2 protein-coding genes are annotated in these 667 nt (G+C 44.2%); one reads left to right on the top strand and one right to left on the bottom strand.

Annotated elements, in window-relative coordinates:
• Positions 1–395, bottom strand: a 395-nt coding sequence (locus A3738_RS15960; RefSeq protein WP_197473886.1) for a nitroreductase family protein, incomplete at its 3' end; no start/stop codon positions are given.
• Positions 396–549: 154 nt separating this feature from the next.
• On the opposite strand from A3738_RS15960, the gene A3738_RS32640 reads away from it, so the two are divergent.
• Positions 550–667 (top strand): endonuclease/exonuclease/phosphatase family protein (locus A3738_RS32640; protein ID WP_369819813.1); only part of this gene is annotated, 118 nt, incomplete at its 3' end.

Genomic DNA, 667 nt, shown 5'->3' with positions numbered 1-667 from the left:
GCATCGCGCGCTGCGCGATCATGTCGCTCAATTCCGAGTACACCATACAAGCCCTTGCCGCACTCAATCGCGCGTCTCTTTTGCTCGGATGGGTAATGAATATCTGGTTTGAAATCACCATTAGGCAAGGCACCGCTCGTTATACCCCTCACGATTTTAGACACGCCTTTTAAACGCTGAATTTCGATACCCTTATCATACTTTTTCAATAACGCTTCAGCGATTTTATCTTTAGTCACCCCTTTTGCTATCGCCACACGATACGACTGCGTATTAGAAGAACTTGGTGCTTTCAAAGCATCCGCAAGCAAGGTCTTTATCAAGTCATCACTTACTTCTTGGTCGGTAAAATCACGCGTGCTATTGCGTTTCGTAAGAACGTCTTGGAACTCCATCTTTTATTCAGGCCTCAGGCTTTTTGTTAGAACATGCAGACTAAAAAACTCTGCACCAGATAGAAAGGGCTTACGGTAAAATTAAGTGTTTCGATCTATCAACACCCCATGTAAACTCGCCATCAAAATTTAGTACTTGAACTGGAGATCTTTCGTGCGTTTAGTTTCGTGGAATGTAAATGGTGTTCGCGCCGTAATGAAAAAAGACTTTTTGGCTTCGCTCGAAGAAATGCAGCCGGACGTGCTTTGCCTTCAAGAAACCAAGGCACAAG

It is taken from the genome of Oleiphilus sp. HI0066 (assembly GCF_001635725.1).
This window is presented reverse-complemented; position numbering and strand designations above follow the sequence as displayed.